Raw genomic sequence first — 16513 nt, 5'->3', positions numbered from 1 at the left:
GGATCATGTCACCCACCCGCCTCCTCGGCGGCCGGACGGCCACCGGCCCGGGCCCGTCGCAGGGTCTCCTCGCTCGCCTGCCGGTGGGCCCGGTCCACCATCCGGCCCCCGACCCGGACCGCGGCGCGGCCCGCGGCCTCCGCCTCGTCCAGGGCGGCCACCACCGCCCGGGCCTCGGCCACCTCCTCGGGGCGCGGGGTGAACACCTCGTGGGCCACGGCCACGTGCGAGGGGTGGATGCACAGCGCCCCGTCGGCCCCCAGGGTCCGGCCCCGTTCCAGCACGGCCCGCAGGTGGTCCAGGTCCTCCACGTCCGAGCTCGGGCCGCACAGGATGCCGTCCAGCCCCGCGGCCCGGCCGGCCAGCACGGCCATGGCCCCGGTGTGGAGGGCGGCCAGGCCCGAGGGGTCCCAGCGCGAGCCCAGGGCCCGATCGAAGTCACCGCCGGGGACGGAGTGCGACACCCCGCTGATGCGGCGGACCCGGGGCGAGGCCGCGCACACGGCCGCCACGTCGCGCAGGCCCGAGGCCGTCTCCGCCACCGGGAAGACCTCCAACCCGCCGGGTGGCAGCCCCCGGGCCGCCTCCAGGTCGTCGAGGACCCGGGCCAGGGCGACGACGTCGGCGGCCCCGGCCACCTTGGGCAGGCAGACCCCGTCCAGGTGGGGGCCGACCACGGCGTCCAGGTCGGCCAGCAGGTGGCCGGTGCCCCACCCGTTCACCCGCACCAGGGCCAGCACACCCGCCGCCGCACCGCGGCCCAGGGTGTCGGCCACCGCCCGCCGGGCCGGCCCCTTCCCGTCCTCGGGCACCGCGTCCTCCAGGTCGAGGATCAGGCCGTCGGCGCCGCTGGCCACCGCCGGGCCCACCCACCGCACCGTGGTGCCGGGCACGAACAGCAGGGACCGGACCGGCGCCCCGGTCACGGCGCCACCCCCGCCACCGCCGGCGGCGCGGCCCGGGGCGACCGGCGACGGACCACCCCGGCGGCCACCAGGGCGTCGCGCTCGGCCTCGCCGTAGCCCAGGCCGGCCAGCACCGCGTCGGAGTGCTCGCCGCACCCGCACGGCACCCCCAGGCGGGGCTCGGAGCCGGCCACCCGCACCCGGGGGCGCAGGCCCCAGTAGGGGCCCACGTCCTCGTGCTCGACCGGGCGGGCCAGGCCGTGGCGCACCAGGATCTCCTCGAACGGCGGCCCGTCGGCCTCGGCCGCGGGCACGCCCCCGGCCAGGAGCACGGCCTCCCACTCGTGGCTGGAGCGGGGGGCCAGCCGGTGGGCCAGCTCCTCGGCCAGCTCGGGGTCGTGGGCGCCGCGGTCCGCGGCGGTGGTGAAGCGGCGGTCGGCGGCCAGGTCCACCGCCCCCAGGGCGGCCACCAGCGCCTCCCACCCCCCGGGTCGATCGGCAGCCAGGAACAACCACCCGGTGCGGCACCGGTAGAGGCGGCGGAGGGCGCACGGCCCGTGCTGGCCGGCGTCGGCCACCGCCGGCGGCGGACGCCCCCGGTAGCCCACCTGGTCGTTGGCGTGCACGTAGGCCGCGGTGGCCAGCATGGTGGTCTCGACCTGCTGCCCGCACCCCCAGCGCTCCCGGGCCAGGAGCCCCATGGCCACCGCGGCGGCCACCGCCAGCCCGGCGCACGGATCGGCGTAGGAGTCGTCCACCGGCGGGTTGCCCCGGCCGGCCTGGAGCACGCCCCCGCCGCTCAGGGCGTGGGGGGTGGAGTGGAAGGCGGCCCGGCCCGCCTCCGGGCCCCGGGAGCCGTAGGCCGAGGCCTGCACGTAGACCAGGGAGGGGTTGATCCGACGCAGCGCGGCGTACCCCAGGCCCAGCCGCTCGGCCGCGCCCGGGCGCAGGTTGTGCACCACCACGTCGGCCTGGCGGACCAGCCGGGCCAGCACGTCCCGGCCCTCGGGGTGGGCCAGGTCCAGGGCCAGGCTCTCCTTCCCGGTGGCCAGGTGGGCGAACTCCAGGCCCACCCGGCGGAAGGGGTCGCCGGCCCGGGGCTCGACCTTGACCACCCGGGCTCCCAACTCGGCCAGCAGGGTGGGCCCCAGCGGCCCGGCCAGGAACGAGGCCACCTCGACCACGGTGACGCCCTCCAACGGCAGGGGCCGCGGCCCGGGCTCGGCCGGTCGGGGCGACCCACCCACGGGGAGCAGGGCCGGGCCCCGGTGGCGCTCGTCGTCCTGGTGCTGGCCCAGGGTCGGGGCCGGCGCCCCGATGTGGGCCGGCGTCTCGGCCATGGCCACCAGCGGGCCGACCTGGGTCACGGGCCCGAGCCGGGGGTCGTCGACCACCACCACCCGGTCGTTCAGGACCATCTGGGGGTGGGCCAGGGCCTCGGCCGGGTCGAGGAACGGGTCGGCCCCCACGTCGGCCCGGACGAAGGTGGCCAGCCACTCGGCCCGGGTGCGGGTGGTCATGCGGTCCACGATCCGGGCCCGCAGCTCGTCGATGTCGCGCCCGGACCGGAAGCCCAGCGGGGCGCCGCGGTAGCGCTCCTCGCCGAGGACGTCGGCCAGCCCGATGGCCGCCATCCAGTTGCGGAAGTGGTGGTCCTGCCGCGCGCACATCTGCAGGTGCAGGCCATCGGCGCAGCGCACGGTCAGGAAGGTGAGGACGATGCCCCGGTAGGCCAGGTCGTCGCCGTCCCGGGGGCGGAGCCCGTCGCCGTCCCGGGCGAAACGCAGCCGCATGGTGGCGGCGCCGGCCCCCTCCAGCAGGCTCGTCGCCACCCGGCGGCCCCGTCCGGTGCGGGCCCGGTCGAACAGGGCGGCGGAGATCGCCTCCAGGGCCAGCATGGCGGCCCCGAAGGAGGCCACGGGGGCGGCCAGGTGGATCGGTCGCTCGGCCGCGTCGGCCACCACGGCCCCGCTCAGGGCATCGGTTCCCAGCATGCGACCGCTCTTGGCGGCCACGATGCCCTCGTCGGCCGGGAAGCCCCGCAGGGCGGTGGCGGGGCCGAAGCCGCTGATCGAGCAGTGCACCAGGTGAGGGCACTCGTGCTCGAGGGTGGCGCCGTCGAGGCCCAGCTCCCGGGCCCGCCCGGGTCGGAGGCTCTCGACCACCACGTCGGCCGAGTGAGCCAGCTCCCTCGCCTCGGCCCGGCCCGCCGTCGCGCGCAGGTCGAGCACCACGCTCCGCTTGCCCCGGTTCCAGACGTGGAAGCCGGGCAGGACCCGGGCCCAGTCACCCCCCGGGGGCTCGACCTTGACCACCTCGGCGCCATGGTCGGCCATGACCCCGGTGGCCAGGGGCCCGGCCATGCCCTGGGCCAGCTCGACGACGCGCAGGCCACCGAAAACCGACGCCATGGCACCTCCGCTCCCGCCGACCGATCCCACTCGTCACAGTAGTTGGGACGTCAAGCACCTGGGCCGGGGTGCGGGGTCAGGACGTGGGGGTCAGAACACGAGGGTCTTGCGGCCGTGGACGAGGACGCGGTGCTCCAGGTGGGCGGTGAGGGCCCGGGCCAGCACCACCGTCTCCAGGTCCCGGCCCTTGCGGACCAGGTCGGCGACGCCGTCGCGGTGGCTGACCCGGACCACGTCCTGGTCGATGATGGGGCCCTGGTCGAGCTGGGCGGTGGCGTAGTGGGCGGTGGCCCCGATGAGCTTGACCCCCCGCTCGTGGGCCTGGTGGTACGGCCGGCCCCCCAGGAAGGCGGGCAGGAACGAGTGGTGGATGTTGATGATGCGCCCGGCGTGGGCGTCGATCACCCGCGAGGTGAGGATCTGCATGTACCGGGCCAGCACCACCAGGTCGACCCGTTCCCGGGCCAGCAGGTCGAGCAGAGCCCCCTCCTGCTCGACCCGGGTGGCGGCGGTGACCGGCAGGTGGTGGAAGGGCACGTCGAAGCGGGCCGCCACGTCCTCCAGGTCGGGGTGGTTGGCCACCACGCAGGCGATCTCGGCCTGCAACTCCCCCATGGCCTGGCGGGCCAGCAGGTCGTACAGGCAGTGCGCCTCGCGGGTGACCAGCACCGCGGTGCGGGCCACCTCGTCGGAGAAGCGGACCTCGCAGCGCATGCCCAGCGGCTCGGTCACCGGGGTCAGGTCCGGGAGGATCTCGTCCCGGCCCAGGCCGAAGCCGTCGAGGTGGAACTCCACCCGCTGGAAGAACACCCCGGCCTCGGCGTCCACGTGCTGGTCGGCGTGGGTGATGTTGCCGCCGTGCCGGTAGACGAAGTCGGCCAGCACCGCCACCAGCCCCTTGCGGTCCGGGCCCACGGCCCGGAGCACCGCCGTCGCCGGGTCGCCCGCGCCGCCCCCGAGGGGGGCCTGTTCGCCACCGATGCGTGCCATCCCCGAAGCCTGGCACGCCATCCGCCCGCAGCGCGGCCATGGCACCACACTCCGCGCCTCTCCTGTCGGGAGGTGCCGGGTGCACGGGAGGTCACGCGGCCCTCACCACCCGGAAACGGCCCCGTCACACCGGCGGGCCAGGGTGCCGGTGTGCTCTTGCCCCTGGCCGGGTTCACCGTCGGGGTCACAGCCGACCGCCGAGCCGACGAGCAGGCCGAGCTCCTGCGCCGCCGGGGGGCCGAGGTCGTCCACGGCCCGGTGATCCGGACCCTCCCCCTGGCCGACGGGCCCGCCCTCGACGCCGCCACCGAGGCCCTCATCGCGGAGCCCCCCGACACCCTGGTGGCCCTCACCGGCCTGGGTGTCCGGTCGTGGTTCGAGGCCGCCGACGGGCGGGGCCGGGGCGACGCCCTGCGGGACCGGCTGGCCGCCGCCACCGTGGTGGCCCGCGGCCCCAAGGCGGCCGGGGCCCTGGCCACGGTGGGACTGGAGGCCGGGTGGCGGGCGCCGGGCGAGAGCAGCGCCGAGGTGGTGGCCCACCTGGGGGACGACCTGGCCGGGCGGCGCATCGCCGTGCAGCGCGACGGCGACGACGTGGCCCATGTGGCCCGGGCCCTGGCCGCCCGGGGCGCGGCGGTGATCGACGTGCCGGTCTACCGCTGGGACCTCCCGCTCGATCCCGGGCCGGCCCGGGCCCTGGTGCAGGCCGTGGTGGCCACCCAGCTCGACGCCGTCACCTTCACCAGCGCGGCGGCCATCACCAACCTCTTCGCCCTGGCCGGGGAGCGGGCCCCGATGCTGGCCGCCGCCCTCCGGGACCGGGTGGTGCCGGTCTGCGTGGGGCCGATCAGCGCGGCCCGCCTGGCCGCCCACGGCGTGCCCGCCCCCGCCCACCCGGCCCGCTGGCGGCTCGGGCCCATGGTCCGGTGCCTGGCCGAGACGATGGCCGGCCACCACCGCACCCTGGCCCTGGGCGACGACCGGGCCCACCTCCAGGGCACCGCGGTGCTGGTGGGCGACAGGACGGTGACCCTGAGCCGCCGGGAGGCCCAGCTCCTCGCCGCCCTGGTCGACGCGGAGGGGGCGGTGGTGGCCAAGGAGCGCCTGGCCCGGACGGTGTGGGAGCCGGGCGCCGACCCCCACGTGGTGGAGGTGACGGTGGCCCGCCTCCGGCGCCGACTGGGCCCGGCCGGCGACGCCCTGGAGACCGTCCCCCGCCGCGGCTACCGCGTCGCCTGCTGATCCGCCCCGCCGTCGTCACCGGCTCGCCCGGCCCCGGAGCGCGGGGCGGCCCGGCCGGTCCTGGGGACCGGCCGGGCCAGGCGCTGGAGGCGCGGGAGAAGGGTCAGGCCGTGGCCCCGGTGCGGGCGTAGGCCGGAGCGGGGACGGGCGACGCGCTGGCCGGCACGGGGTCGGGGGTCGGTGCCGGCCGAGACGGGGCCGGGTCGGGGGTGGCGGGCTCGGACACCGACGGCGTGCGGGTGCCGGGGCGACCGATCCAGGCGTAGGCCAGGCCCACCAGGAGGCCGCCGCCCACGATGTTGCCGGGCACCGTCCAGGCCAGGTTGCGGGCCAGCTGGCCGGCGGTGGCCGAGCCCTCCAGGATGCCCAGGCCGAAGATGGTCATGTTGGCGATGGAGTGCTCGAACCCGGAGCCGATGAAGGCCAGCAGGGCCCACCACAGCACGATGGCCTTGGCCACGTCGGACTGGACCCGGCCGGCCATCCACAGCCCCAGGCAGACCAGCAGGTTGCACAGGACCGAGCGCCAGAACAGCTGGGGGCCGGCCACCGCGTCCTTGGCCCCGACGATCTTGGCCACCAGGGCCTCGCCGTCGCCGGTGAGGGTGCCGCCCCCGTGGACCACCGACGCCAGGGCCAGCGAGCCGAGCAGGTTGCCGACCAGCGACGCCGCCCACACCGCGGCCAGCTGGGCCCCTGTGACGGCCCGAGCCCGCAGGCCCTGGAGCATGACCATGGCGTTGCCGGTGAACAGCTCGGCCCCGGCGAACACCACCAGGGTCAGGGCCACGCCGAACACCGCGGCCTGGACCAGCTTGGCCGCCGGTGAGCCGGCCGCGGCCAGGGGGGCCGACACGCTGACCAGCAGCACCACCGCGATGCCGACGAAGGCCCCGGCCAGGGCGGCGGAGGCCAGGTAGCGGGGCAGGGACCGCACGGCGACGGCCTTGGCCGCGGCGGCGGCACCGGCGTCGTCGAGGGCGGCGGGGATGGGGATGGGCACGGGAACCTCCGGGAGGTGGGGGGCAGGGAAGGGCAGGGGACAGGGACGAGCGAGGGCGGGAGCCGGGGCCGTTCTGAGGCGCCGCCGCTCGCTCGGGCGTGCGCTGGCGCCCCAGAACGGGCGGTGGGTCGGGCTACGCGGCCGGGACGACAGGAGCGGGGCGGCGGGGGGCGGCGACGGCCGTGTCGTCGGGCTCGGGGCCGGTGGCCCAGCGGTCGTCGAGGACGGCTTCGAGGGTGGCGGTGAAGGCGCCCAGGCCCAGGCGGGCCACCGTGGCCGACAGGGTCTCGCCGCCGTGGCGGGTGGCCTCCCATGTGCCGATGACGGCGTCGACCACGGCCGGGGCGTCCTCGGCCGCCATGCGGCCCACCACCTCGCCCACCCGGCCGTCGAGCAGGTCGGCCCCCAGGTACAGGTGGTAGCCCAGGTGGACGGCGCCGCCCAGGCGGACCTTGGTGCCGGCCAGGCCGATGTCGCCGGCCTGGTGCTGGGCGCAGCTGTTGGGGCAGCCCGAGACGTGGACCCGCAGGGAGCTGTTGCGGCGCAGCCCGGGGGTGGCCAGCAGGGTGCGGCCCGAGTCGGGGGCGGGCGAGATGCCCAGGGCGCACACGGCCGAGCCGGTGCAGGCCCGCACCTGGGCGTCCCGGGCCTCGCCCAGCAGGGCCAGGCCCCGGGGGACGAGGGCGGCCCGGATGGCGGCCACGTGCTCGACGGGGACGTTGCGCAGCACCACGTCCTGGTCGCGCCCCAGGATCAGGTGGCCGTCGCCGTGACGGTCGGCCAGGTCGGCCAGCAGCTCCAGCTCGGCCCGGTTGGTGTCGCCCAGGGGGAGGGCCACGGTGACCGAGGCCAGGCCCGGCTCCCGCTGGGGCCGCACCCCGGCCGACCAGCCCCCCTCGGGGCGGCGGCGGATGGCCGCGGCCCGATCACCGGGGGCCAGCAGGGCCACCTCGGCCGGGACCGGCCACGAGCGCTCGCGGGCCGCGGCGAAGGCCTGGTCCCAGGCGGCCCGGAAGGCGTCGGCCCCCATGGCCTCGATGCAGAACTTGAGGCGCCCCTTGGCCGGCCGCTCGAAGTCGCCGTGGGCCACGAACACCTCGGCCAGGGCCACCGCGGCCGGCACCGCCGCGGTGCGGGGCAGGAAAGCAGCCAGCTCGATGGCCAGGGCCGGGGCCTTGCCCAAGCTGCCCCCGGCGTGGAGGCGGTAGCCGGCCACCCCGTCGACCACCGTGGAGACGAAGGCGACGTCGTTGATCAGGGCGTCCTCCCGGCACCGGGGCGACCCGCCGAAGGCGATGTTGATGCGGCTGGGCAGCACGCAGTTGAGCTCGGCCGAGCGGGCCACCAGGGCGTCGCTGACGGCCACCGCGTCGGGCAGGCAGTCGAACGGCTCGTCCAGGGCCACGCCGGCGTCCTCGGAGCACATGACGTTGCGCAGGGTGTGGCCGCAGGCCGACCGGGTGGACAGGCCGGAGCGCTCCAGGTCGGCCAGCAGGTCGCGCACGACCCGGTCGGCCACCCAGTGCAGCTCCAGGTTCTGGCGGGTGGTGAGGTGGACCCAGTCCGAGCCGTGGCGGGCGGCCAGGCGGGCCACGGCCCGGGCCTGGGCGGTGGGGAGCACCCCCCCGGGCACCCGGACCCGGACCATGAACACGTGGTCCTGGAGCTGGGTGCACACCCCCCAGGTCTTGAGGGCGTAGCGGTCCTCGGGGCTCAGCCAGCCGTCGCCCTCGGCGGCCAGGCGGTCGAGGTCCACGGGCAGGCCGGCACGCTTGGCGGCGGGGATGTCGGGAGCAGCCATGGCCGGGACGGTACGGACGGCCCGTGTCGGCCGAGCGACCGGGCCGTTGCCATCCGGTCACGGCCCCCTCACCGGGCCCGGCCCCCCGTGTGAGCGAGGGCGGCCGGCCCCCGGCGTCGCCGCCTGCGCCGTGTCCGCTTCCCTCCGGCGGCGCCAGGCACCAGCATCGGGCCGGTGAGCATGCCACCGGCCGACGGGCCCGCCCCGCCCCGCACCCTGCGGGTGGCCACCTTCAACATCCGCAACGGGTTGGCCTGGGACGGGTGCAACTCGTGGCCGTTCCGGCGCCGGGCCACCCTGCGGGCCATCCAGGACCTCGACGCCGACGTCCTCGGGCTGCAGGAGGTGTACCGCTTCCAGCTCCGATGGCTGGCCCGCCACCTGCCGGGCTACGTCGTGCTGGCCGGCGAGGGGCGGTCGAGCCGACGCGGCGGGGAGATGGGTCCCCTCCTGGTCAGGGCCGGGTCGGCCACCGCCACCGGGGCCACCACCCGCTGGTACGGGCCCACCCCGGACGTGGCCGGCACCCGGCTGCCGGAGGCGTCGTTCCCCCGCACCGCCACCGTGGCCGAGCTCCACCTCATCGCCTGGGACCGCACGGTGCAGGTGGCCACCACCCACCTGGACGAGGCCCGGAAGGAGAACCGGGTCCGCAGCGCCGAGCAGCTCCTGGGCTGGCTGCGGCCCGACCTCCCGCGCCTGGTGGTGGGCGACCTCAACGCCACCCCCCCGTCGGGGACGATCGCCGCCCTGCGGGCCGGGGGGCTGGAGCCGGTGCTGTTGCCCGAGGGGACGGGCACCGCCCACCAGTTCACCGGCCGGCGCGACGGTGTCCAGATCGACCACATCCTCTCCAGCGGGGAGTGGTCGGTGCGCTCGGCCACCGTCCACGCCACCCCGCCGGGCCCGCGCCTGCCCTCCGACCACTGGCCCCTGAGCGCCGACCTCACCCTGTCCTGACCCCTGGGGGCGGCCTCGGCGGCGGGCCGGGGTGCGTCGGGGGGCCTCTCCGGGGGAGAATGGGTCCCATGCCGTCGACTGCCTGGTCAGGGGCCATCAGCTTCGGGCTGGTGTCGATCCCGGTGAAGCTCTACTCCGCCGTGTCGCGCAAGACCGTGCGCTTCCACCAGGTCGACACCCGCACCGGGGCCCGGGTGAAGCAGAAGCGCGTCTCGGCCGCCGATGGGTCCGAGGTGAGCTGGGACGACATCGCCAAGGGCTACGAGCAGAGCGACGGCGAGTACGTGGTGCTCACCGACTCGGACCTGGCCTCCCTCGACCCCAAGGCCACCAAGACCATCGAGATCGAGCAGTTCGTCGACCTGTCCGAGATCGACCCGATCATGTACGACACGGCCTACAACGTGGTGCCCGACCCGTCCACGCCCAAGCCCTACGCCCTGCTGCTCCAGGCCATGGAGGAGTCGGGCAAGGTGGCCGTGGCCCGCTTCGTCATGCGCACCAAGGAGCACCTGGCCACCCTGCGCCCCCTGGACGGCCGCCTGGTCCTCTCGACCATGGTCTACGCGGACGAGGTCAACGACCCGGCCGAGCACGAGGCCCTGGACGCGGTGTCCGACGTCGAGGTCTCGGCCAAGGAGCGCAAGATCGCCGAGGCCCTGATCGAGTCGCTGACCGAGCCCTTCGACGTCGAGGAGTACCGGGACGAGTACCGGGAGAAGGTCCTGGAGCTCATCGAGGCCCGGGCCAACGGGGCCACCGAGATCATCGAGGGCGAGCCCGAGGAGCCCGACGACGGCAAGGTGGTCGACATCATGGCCGCCCTGGAGGCCAGCATCGCCGAGGCCAAGAAGGCCCGCCGCCGCCACCCGGCCGCCACCGACGGCGAGAAGGAGGCGGACGAGGAGAAGGCCCCGGCCAAGGCCAAGAAGGCCACCAAGTCCACCAAGAAGGCGGCCAAGCGCAAGGCCTCCTGACCGGTCGGTCCCCGGCGCCGGCCCGGCCCGCACCGGCCCCGGTCTGCGAGGCTGGGGCGATGGCCGGCGACGACGTGTTCCCCGACCGGAACATGAGCCACCGGGACAAGGTGGAGTTCATGCTGGAGCGCGAGGGGTGGGCCCTCGACGCCGTGCCGGCCCGGGTCGACGTCGACCCGCCGCTGCCCCGCTACGCCTACACCATCGGCTTCGAGGACCGCTTCGCCTTCCCCGAGCTGTGCCTGTTCGGCCTGACCCCGGTGGCCTGCCGGGGCCTGTTCGGCCTGGTGGCCGACGCGCTGGCCGGCGGGACGGCGCTGCCCGTGGGCGCCCCGTTCATCGGGCTGCTCGACGGGGGCCAGCCCTGCGCCCTGCTGCCCGTCGACCCCGGGGCCGCCGTCGGCCTGTTCCCGGCCCTGGCCGAGCACCACGTGCTGGCCGGCGAGGCTCCCGACGCCTTCCGCATGGTCCAGCTGGCGTGGCCCGACCCGGCCGGCGCCCTGCCCTGGGAACCCCACTTCTCCGGTGAGCTGGCCCCCGTGCAGCTCCTGCTGGGCGAGCCCCCCACCGGCTGAGACCCCTCCGGTCGAGACCCCCCTGGCTGAGCCGACCGAGCGGCGGGCGGCGGGCGGCGGGCGGCGGGCGGCGGGCGGCGGGCGGCGGGCGGCGGGCGGGATCAGCCCCGGTGCACCTCGGCCAGCCAGCCACCGGTGACGGGGATGGGGCACAGGGCCTCGATGGCCCGCAGGGACCAGCCCAGCACGGCCATGGTGTCGGGCGGGTCGTCCAGGCGCACCACCAGGCCCCGGCGCAGGTGGTCCTGCACCACCGCCCACCCCTCGGGGAGGGGCAGGCCCTGCTCGGCCAGGCGGGGCACCACCGTCGCCCCCACGCCGTGGGTCAGGCCGACCTGGGCCGGGGTGCGCCCCCGCCGTCCGTCGGTGGGGGCGATGAACGTCGCCTGCGGGATGGGGGGGCCCGGCACCCGGAACCAGGAGGCCACCGCCGAGGGGGTGACCGCCCGGGCGTCGTCCTCCTCCACCTCGGGGTACAGGTTGGCCCACCCCGCCGACGCGGCCACCAGCTCGTCCAGGGCGGCCAGGGCCCGGCCGGTGTCGGCGCCGGTGAACTCGATCTGCTCGGGCAGGGCGCGACGGGCCACCTCAGCCCCCGCCCCGGGCCCGGGCCACGCCCAGGGCCCCCAGGCCGCCGACGGAGTAGGCCACGGCCGGGACGATGAGCGAGAACTTGGTGAGGGCGCAGGTCCGGGCCAGGCGGGGCAGTGGGCCCCGGGCGCCCGACAGCTCGGCCAGCAGCGAGGCGTTCTCCACCGCGTCGCAGCCGGCGGCCACGAACGACGCCCACCCCAGCACGTCACCGGCGGCGGCCACCGCCCCGTGGCCGTTGCGGCGGGCGGCGGCGGCCACGGTGGCGCACCCGGCGGCGGTGGCCACCGCGTAGAGGGCCAGGTAGCCCATGTCCAGCGAGGTCTGGAGCCGGGCGGCCCGAACCCCCGCCGGGCCCCAGTCATCGATGATGCGATCCACGGTGGCGGCGTCGCCGGCCACCTCGAAGGGGACGATGTCGTGGCCGCCGTCGCGCATGGGCTTGGCCACGGCCACCATCACCCCGCTCGCGCCGACCACGGCGGCGACGGCGCGGCCGGTCAGCCGGTGGCGGCGGGACGGGTCCATGGCCGCGTACGGCCCTCGTGGCACCTTCACGTGCTCTCCCCTCGGTGGTTGGCGGCCGCCCTCACGGGGCGGCGGCCGGGATCTCGGTGACAGCATGCTCGCTGCTGCGGACGGCACCGTCCACGTCGCCGGCGGCGCCGGTCACGAGCCGCGGCCCCGCAGGCGGCGCAGCAGGGCCCGGATCGGCCCCGGCACCTGCAGGCGGTCGCGGAGCCGGGTGGGCGGCGCCGCCGTCTCGCCGAAGCGGTACTGGAGGTAGACGGCCTTGACCGTGCCGCACAGCGGGGTGGCGGCCAGGGCCCCGGGCACCCCGGCGGCGGCCCCGCCGACCAGGGCGGCCAGCATGGTCACCGGCGGCGACAGGTCGACGGCCTCGCCGACGATGGCCGGCGTGATGAGGTAGTTCTCGGTGTTCATGTAGGCGACGACCAGCACCAGCACGATGAGGGCGGGCACCACCCCCTGGGTCAGGGCCAGCACGGTCACGAACGACGTGCCCAGGAAGCCGCCGACCTGCGGGATGAGGCTGACCACGGCGTACCAGGCCGCGGCCACCGGGGCCAGGGGCACCCCGACGGCCAGGCCCACGATGAGCACGTAGGTGCCCCCGATGCTGGCCACCAGCAGCGACCCGGCGAAGTAGGTGCCGACCACCCGGTAGAAGACGCGGCCCACCGTGTCGGCCCGTTCCCGGTGCCGGGCCGGGATGGCCATGCGCAGGCGGTCCACCAGCCGGGAGCCGTCGATAAGCACCACCAGGGCCACCAGCAGCGCCCCCAGGGCGTTGAGGGCGCCGTTGAGCACCCCCCGGGCCGCGTCGCCCACGCCGGAGGAGTCCAACTGGCCCGGCAGGGTGTTGATCCGCTGCTCGGCCTTGGCCGCGAAGTCGGCCTCCTGCAGCCGGGGCCCCACCACGGGGAGCTGCTCGATCTCCTGGAGGGTCACGGGCAGCTCGTCGCCGAAGTCCTGGGCCTGGCGCGCCGCCGGCGGGCCCACAAGGATGGCCAGCAGCCCGAAGGCGATCAGCAGGCCGGCGCCCACGGCGGCCACCGCCGCCCCCCGGCGGCAGCCGATGCGCCGCTGCACGGCCAGGACCAGCGGCTCGACGGCGAAGGCCAGGAGGACCCCGACGCCGATCACGGTGAGCGACCGCACGGTGGTCCGGAAGAAGGCGGCTCCCACGAACAGGGCCAGGATGCCCACCACCACCCAGACCACCGACCGGGCCTCGAGGTGGACCGACAGCCGCTCCTGGGCCGGCCCCGACGCCGGACCGGCCGCGGGGCCATCGTCGCGGGGTCGGGTCACGGTCGGTACGGTACGCGGCCGTGGACCGCGAGGTGCGCCTCACCATCGGGCCCGCGGCCTGGGCCGTCGTGTTCGGCGGCATCGTGGTCGCGCTGGTGGCCCAGAACATCCTCGTGGCCGGCCGCCGTCCCCTGGGCTGGGCGATGGCCGCCCTGGTCGCCGCGGCGGCCCTGGAACCCCTGGTCTCGCTGGCCAGCCGGCAGATGCGGCGGGGGGTGGCCCTCATCGTGGTCCTGCTGCCCGTGCTGGGGTTGGTGGGGCTGATCACGTGGGGCGCGGTCGGCGACCTCGACGCCCAGGTCCAGCGCCTCCAGCAGGACATCCCGGAGGTGGCTGCCGACATCGAGCGCTCGGAGCGCTTCGGCGAGGCGGCCCGGGAGTTCGGGCTGGTCGAGAAGGCCGAGGACTTCGCCTCGGACCTGCGCCAGCCCTCCAGCCGGGTCGGGGAGGAGGCCCGGGGCGGGGCGTCGACCTGGCTCCTGACCCTGATCCTCACCATCTTCGCCCTCGGGTGGGGCCCCCGGTTCAGCGCCGCGGCCCTGAAGCAGGTCGGCGACACCAGCCGGCGCGAGCGGCTGGCCCGGGTGGTGGGGCGGGCCTTCGGGCAGAGCCAGGTCTACGTGGACGCCGCCGTCCTCCTGGCCCTGGCCACCGGGATCATCGCCTGGGCCGCCTTCCGCCTCGCCGACCTGCCCGCTCCCACCCCGCTGGCCCTGGTGGTGGGCGTGGCCAGCCTGGTTCCCTCCCTGGGCATCGTGCTGGCCACCCTGCCGGCGGCCCTCCTGGCCGGCGGGCTGGTCTCCCCCGAGGCGGGCATCGCCCTGGCCGTCGGGGGCCTGGCCCTCCAGGTGCTGCACCGGCTCGTCCTGGGGCGCGCCACGCGCGGCGCGGCCCACCCCGGGGCCGCGGTCATCGTGATCTCGTTCCTGGTGGGCTACGAGGTCTACGGCGTGGGGGGCTCGATCGTGGGGATGTCGGTGGCCGTGTTCGTGGCCGCCCTGCTCGACTCCCTGGCCGAGGAGGAGCGCGCCGCGGCCGAGGGCCGGGTCACCGCCGCGGGGCTCGACGTCCCCGGCACCGGCCCGCCGGACCCGGGCCCCACCGACCCCGCCGCCGCGCCGGCCTGACCGGCCGCGCCGTGGCGCTTCACCCCCGGGCCGGCGGGTAGGGCGCGGGCCGTGGGCATCGAGGTCACCGACCACCCCGAGCGCGGCCGCTACGAGGTCACCGTGGACGGGGCGGCGGCCGGGTTCTGCGACCACCACGAGCGCGACGGCGTGGTGGTGCTGCCCCACACCGTCGTCGACCCCCGCTTCCGGGGCCGGGGCCTGGCCGCCCACCTGGTCCGGAGGGCCCTGGGCGACGCCCGGGCCCGCGGCCTGCACGTGGCCCCGCAGTGCTGGTACGTGGCCCAGTACATCGGGGACAACCCCGAGCACCTCGACCTGGTCCCCGAGGGCGACCGGGGCCGCTACGGCCTCTGAGGCCGGCCGGTCAGGCCGAGGGCTCGGTGCCGACGATGCCCACGAAGCTGACCATCTCGCCCGGGTAGCCGCCCAGGTTGTGGGTCAGCGCCAGGGTGCGACCCTGGGCCACGGTGGCCACCTGGCGGTCGGGAGGCGCCTCCCGGCGGAGCTGGAGCCAGGCCTCGTACAGCATGCGCAGGCCGCTGGCCCCCACCGGGTGGCCGAAGCTCTTGAGCCCACCGTCGGGGTTCACCGGCAGCTCGCCGTCCCGGTCGAAGGTGCCCTTCTCGCAGTCGAGCCAGGCCCGGCCCCGCTCCGAGAAGCCCAGGTCCTCCATGAGCACCAGCTCGGTCGGGGTGAAGCAGTCGTGCACCTCGGCCAGGGCCAGCTCCCGCCGGGGGTCGGCCACGCCGGCCTGGGCGTAGGCGTCGGCCCCGGCCGCCGCCACCTCGGGGAACGTCGTGTAGTCGTAGGCCGGGTCGATGAGGCCCGAGCCGTTGCCGGCCACCAGGGACAGGGCCTTCACGTACAGCGGCGCGTCGGTGTAGCGGTGGGCGTCCTCGGCCCGGCACACCACCGCGGCGGCCGCCCCGTCGGCCACCCCGGCGCAGTCGAACACGCCGAGCTGGCCGGCCACCGCCGGCATGGCGCAGATCGCCTCGACCGACATCTCGCGCCGGAACTGGGCCTTCGGGTTCCGGGCCCCGTTGGCGTGGTTCTTGCTGGCGATGCCGGCCGCCACCCGCCGCAGCCGATCGGCGTCGACGCCGTAGCGCTCGGCGTAGGCCGGCAGCACCATCGAGAACATGGCCGCCGCGGTGAGGGTCCGCCCGGTGCCGTCGGACGGGACGGGGAAGGCGTTGAGACCCTGGTAGCCGGAGTCCTTGACCTTCTCCACCCCGACGGCGACGGCCAGGTCGTAGGCTCCGGAGGCCACGGCGTAGGCGGCCTGGCGCAGGGCCTCGGAGCCGGTGGCGCACATGTTCTCGACCCGGGTCACGGGCGCCCCCTGGAGCTGCAGGGCCCGGGCCAGGACGATGCCGCTCATGCCCGACTGGGCCGTCCCCAGCCACCAGGCGTCGGCGTCGGCCCGCCCCACCCCGGCGCCGGCCAGGGCCTCGGTGGTGGCCTCGACCAGGAGGTCGTCCACGCCCTTGTCGTAGTGCTCGGCGAAGGCCGTGCACCCCATGCCGACGATGGCCACCCGGTCGCGGATGCCGTGCGATCCCATGCGCTCCTCGTCCCGTGTCAGCCGGCCGCGGCCGGGGCGGCGGCGGTGACGGCCGAGCCGTCGGCGGCGCGCTGGGGCCGGGCCTTCCAGAAGTAGTTGGCGATGCCGTCGGCGGTGAACAGGCGGCGGAACGTCATCTCCACCCGGACGCCGATGCCGACCTCGCCGGCGTCGCAGTCGGTGAGCTCGACCGGCAGGCGGCCGCCGCCGTCGAAGTCGACCACCGCGAACACGATCGGAGGGCTGGGCGAGTAGGCGAGGCGATCGATGGTGGAGGTGACGACGGTGCCGACCGCGTCGGCCATGGGTCGCTCCTCCATGTCGTCGATGGCGCCGCCGCCCATGGCCGCCCGGGCCGGGGGCATCTGCACGGCGCCGCTGGTGCGGTCCTGGGAGGCGACGAAGCCGAACTTCCAGTCCCCGGACCGGGCCGCGGCCGACGCCGAGGGCCGGGCCGGCTCGGGCCGACGGGGCGGCTCGGTGGCCAACAGGCCCCGCCACCGCAGGTAGGTGGGGTACGGCACG

16 protein-coding genes are annotated in these 16513 nt (G+C 76.7%); 6 read left to right on the top strand and 10 right to left on the bottom strand.

The window, feature by feature from the left end; genetic code table 11:
- Positions 1–8: 8 nt before the first annotated feature.
- From VEW93_02215 to purU, 3 genes are all read right to left on the bottom strand, one after another.
- A complete protein-coding gene (locus tag VEW93_02215; protein HYI60600.1) occupies positions 9–926 on the bottom strand; it encodes a CoA ester lyase in 918 nt (305 codons plus the stop codon).
- Positions 923–3316 carry a CoA transferase gene (locus VEW93_02210; protein HYI60599.1) on the bottom strand — a complete coding sequence of 798 codons (2394 nt, stop codon included), beginning with the start codon at positions 3314–3316 and terminating at the stop codon, positions 923–925. The genes VEW93_02215 and VEW93_02210 overlap by 4 nt, the downstream gene beginning before the upstream one ends.
- Before the next feature lie 90 nt (positions 3317–3406).
- Positions 3407–4306: a formyltetrahydrofolate deformylase gene (purU, locus tag VEW93_02205; protein ID HYI60598.1), complete on the bottom strand. Its 900-nt coding sequence runs from the start codon at positions 4304–4306 to the stop codon at positions 3407–3409.
- A 150-nt stretch (positions 4307–4456) separates the two neighbouring features.
- Here purU and VEW93_02200 point away from each other — a divergent pair, with 150 nt between their 5' ends.
- Complete coding sequence (locus VEW93_02200; GenBank protein HYI60597.1) at positions 4457–5548, top strand: uroporphyrinogen-III synthase; 1092 nt, start codon at positions 4457–4459, stop codon at positions 5546–5548.
- A 103-nt stretch (positions 5549–5651) separates the two neighbouring features.
- On the opposite strand, the gene VEW93_02195 is transcribed toward VEW93_02200, so the two are convergent.
- Together VEW93_02195 and VEW93_02190 are read right to left on the bottom strand one after the other, a co-directional pair.
- Positions 5652–6551, bottom strand: a complete 900-nt coding sequence (locus VEW93_02195; GenBank protein ID HYI60596.1) for a formate/nitrite transporter family protein — start codon at positions 6549–6551, stop codon at positions 5652–5654.
- A 133-nt stretch (positions 6552–6684) separates the two neighbouring features.
- Positions 6685–8352, bottom strand: coding sequence for a nitrite/sulfite reductase (locus tag VEW93_02190; protein ID HYI60595.1), 1668 nt, complete (start codon positions 8350–8352; stop codon positions 6685–6687).
- A gap of 180 nt (positions 8353–8532) precedes the next feature.
- Between VEW93_02190 and VEW93_02185 the strand changes: the two genes are divergently transcribed.
- From VEW93_02185 to VEW93_02175, 3 genes are all read left to right on the top strand, one after another.
- The gene (locus VEW93_02185) at positions 8533–9312 is read left to right on the top strand and encodes an endonuclease/exonuclease/phosphatase family protein (protein HYI60594.1); all 780 of its coding nucleotides are present in this window, start codon (positions 8533–8535) and stop codon (positions 9310–9312) included.
- A gap of 68 nt (positions 9313–9380) precedes the next feature.
- Positions 9381–10289 carry a Ku protein gene (locus VEW93_02180; protein HYI60593.1) on the top strand — a complete coding sequence of 303 codons (909 nt, stop codon included), beginning with the start codon at positions 9381–9383 and terminating at the stop codon, positions 10287–10289.
- Positions 10290–10348: 59 nt separating this feature from the next.
- Positions 10349–10864 (top strand): DUF4262 domain-containing protein, encoded by a 516-nt coding sequence (locus VEW93_02175; GenBank protein HYI60592.1) that lies wholly within the window; start codon positions 10349–10351, stop codon positions 10862–10864.
- A gap of 101 nt (positions 10865–10965) precedes the next feature.
- Here VEW93_02175 and VEW93_02170 read toward each other — a convergent pair whose 3' ends face one another.
- The 3 genes from VEW93_02170 to VEW93_02160 all read right to left on the bottom strand — a co-directional run bounded on the left by VEW93_02170 (position 10966) and on the right by VEW93_02160 (position 13291).
- Positions 10966–11451: a hypothetical protein gene (locus VEW93_02170; GenBank protein ID HYI60591.1), complete on the bottom strand. Its 486-nt coding sequence runs from the start codon at positions 11449–11451 to the stop codon at positions 10966–10968.
- A gap of 1 nt (position 11452) precedes the next feature.
- Entirely contained in the window at positions 11453–12013 is a 561-nt protein-coding gene (locus VEW93_02165; GenBank protein HYI60590.1) for a hypothetical protein, read from the bottom strand.
- A gap of 111 nt (positions 12014–12124) precedes the next feature.
- Positions 12125–13291 carry an AI-2E family transporter gene (locus tag VEW93_02160; protein HYI60589.1) on the bottom strand — a complete coding sequence of 389 codons (1167 nt, stop codon included), beginning with the start codon at positions 13289–13291 and terminating at the stop codon, positions 12125–12127.
- Between the two features lie 20 nt (positions 13292–13311).
- On the opposite strand from VEW93_02160, the gene VEW93_02155 reads away from it, so the two are divergent.
- Positions 13312–14418 (top strand): AI-2E family transporter, encoded by a 1107-nt coding sequence (locus VEW93_02155; protein ID HYI60588.1) that lies wholly within the window; start codon positions 13312–13314, stop codon positions 14416–14418.
- Between the two features lie 51 nt (positions 14419–14469).
- Positions 14470–14775, top strand: coding sequence for a GNAT family N-acetyltransferase (locus tag VEW93_02150; GenBank protein ID HYI60587.1), 306 nt, complete (start codon positions 14470–14472; stop codon positions 14773–14775).
- A 10-nt stretch (positions 14776–14785) separates the two neighbouring features.
- Here the strand turns inward: VEW93_02150 and VEW93_02145 are convergent, their stop codons facing one another.
- Positions 14786–15988 (bottom strand): acetyl-CoA acetyltransferase, encoded by a 1203-nt coding sequence (locus VEW93_02145; protein HYI60586.1) that lies wholly within the window; start codon positions 15986–15988, stop codon positions 14786–14788.
- A 17-nt stretch (positions 15989–16005) separates the two neighbouring features.
- Positions 16006–16513 (bottom strand): OB-fold domain-containing protein (locus tag VEW93_02140; GenBank protein ID HYI60585.1); only part of this gene is annotated, 508 nt, incomplete at its 5' end.

This window comes from Acidimicrobiales bacterium (assembly GCA_035630295.1).
GTDB lineage: Bacteria > Actinomycetota > Acidimicrobiia > Acidimicrobiales > Iamiaceae > Iamia.
Note: the sequence above shows the minus strand (reverse complement) of the source record. Positions and strands in the feature narration are given on the sequence as shown.

Excerpts from the sequence above, each read along its gene's own strand:
- VEW93_02190 (HYI60595.1), bottom strand. The coding sequence starts at position 8,352 with ATGGCTGCTCCCGACATCCCCGCCGCCAAGCGTGCCGGCCTGCCCGTG.
- VEW93_02145 (HYI60586.1), bottom strand. The coding sequence starts at position 15,988 with ATGGGATCGCACGGCATCCGCGACCGGGTGGCCATCGTCGGCATGGGG.
- VEW93_02185 (HYI60594.1), top strand. The coding sequence starts at position 8,533 with ATGCCACCGGCCGACGGGCCCGCCCCGCCCCGCACCCTGCGGGTGGCC.
- purU (HYI60598.1), bottom strand. The coding sequence starts at position 4,306 with ATGGCACGCATCGGTGGCGAACAGGCCCCCCTCGGGGGCGGCGCGGGC.
- VEW93_02175 (HYI60592.1), top strand. The coding sequence starts at position 10,349 with ATGGCCGGCGACGACGTGTTCCCCGACCGGAACATGAGCCACCGGGAC.
- VEW93_02180 (HYI60593.1), top strand. The coding sequence starts at position 9,381 with ATGCCGTCGACTGCCTGGTCAGGGGCCATCAGCTTCGGGCTGGTGTCG.
- VEW93_02210 (HYI60599.1), bottom strand. The coding sequence starts at position 3,316 with ATGGCGTCGGTTTTCGGTGGCCTGCGCGTCGTCGAGCTGGCCCAGGGC.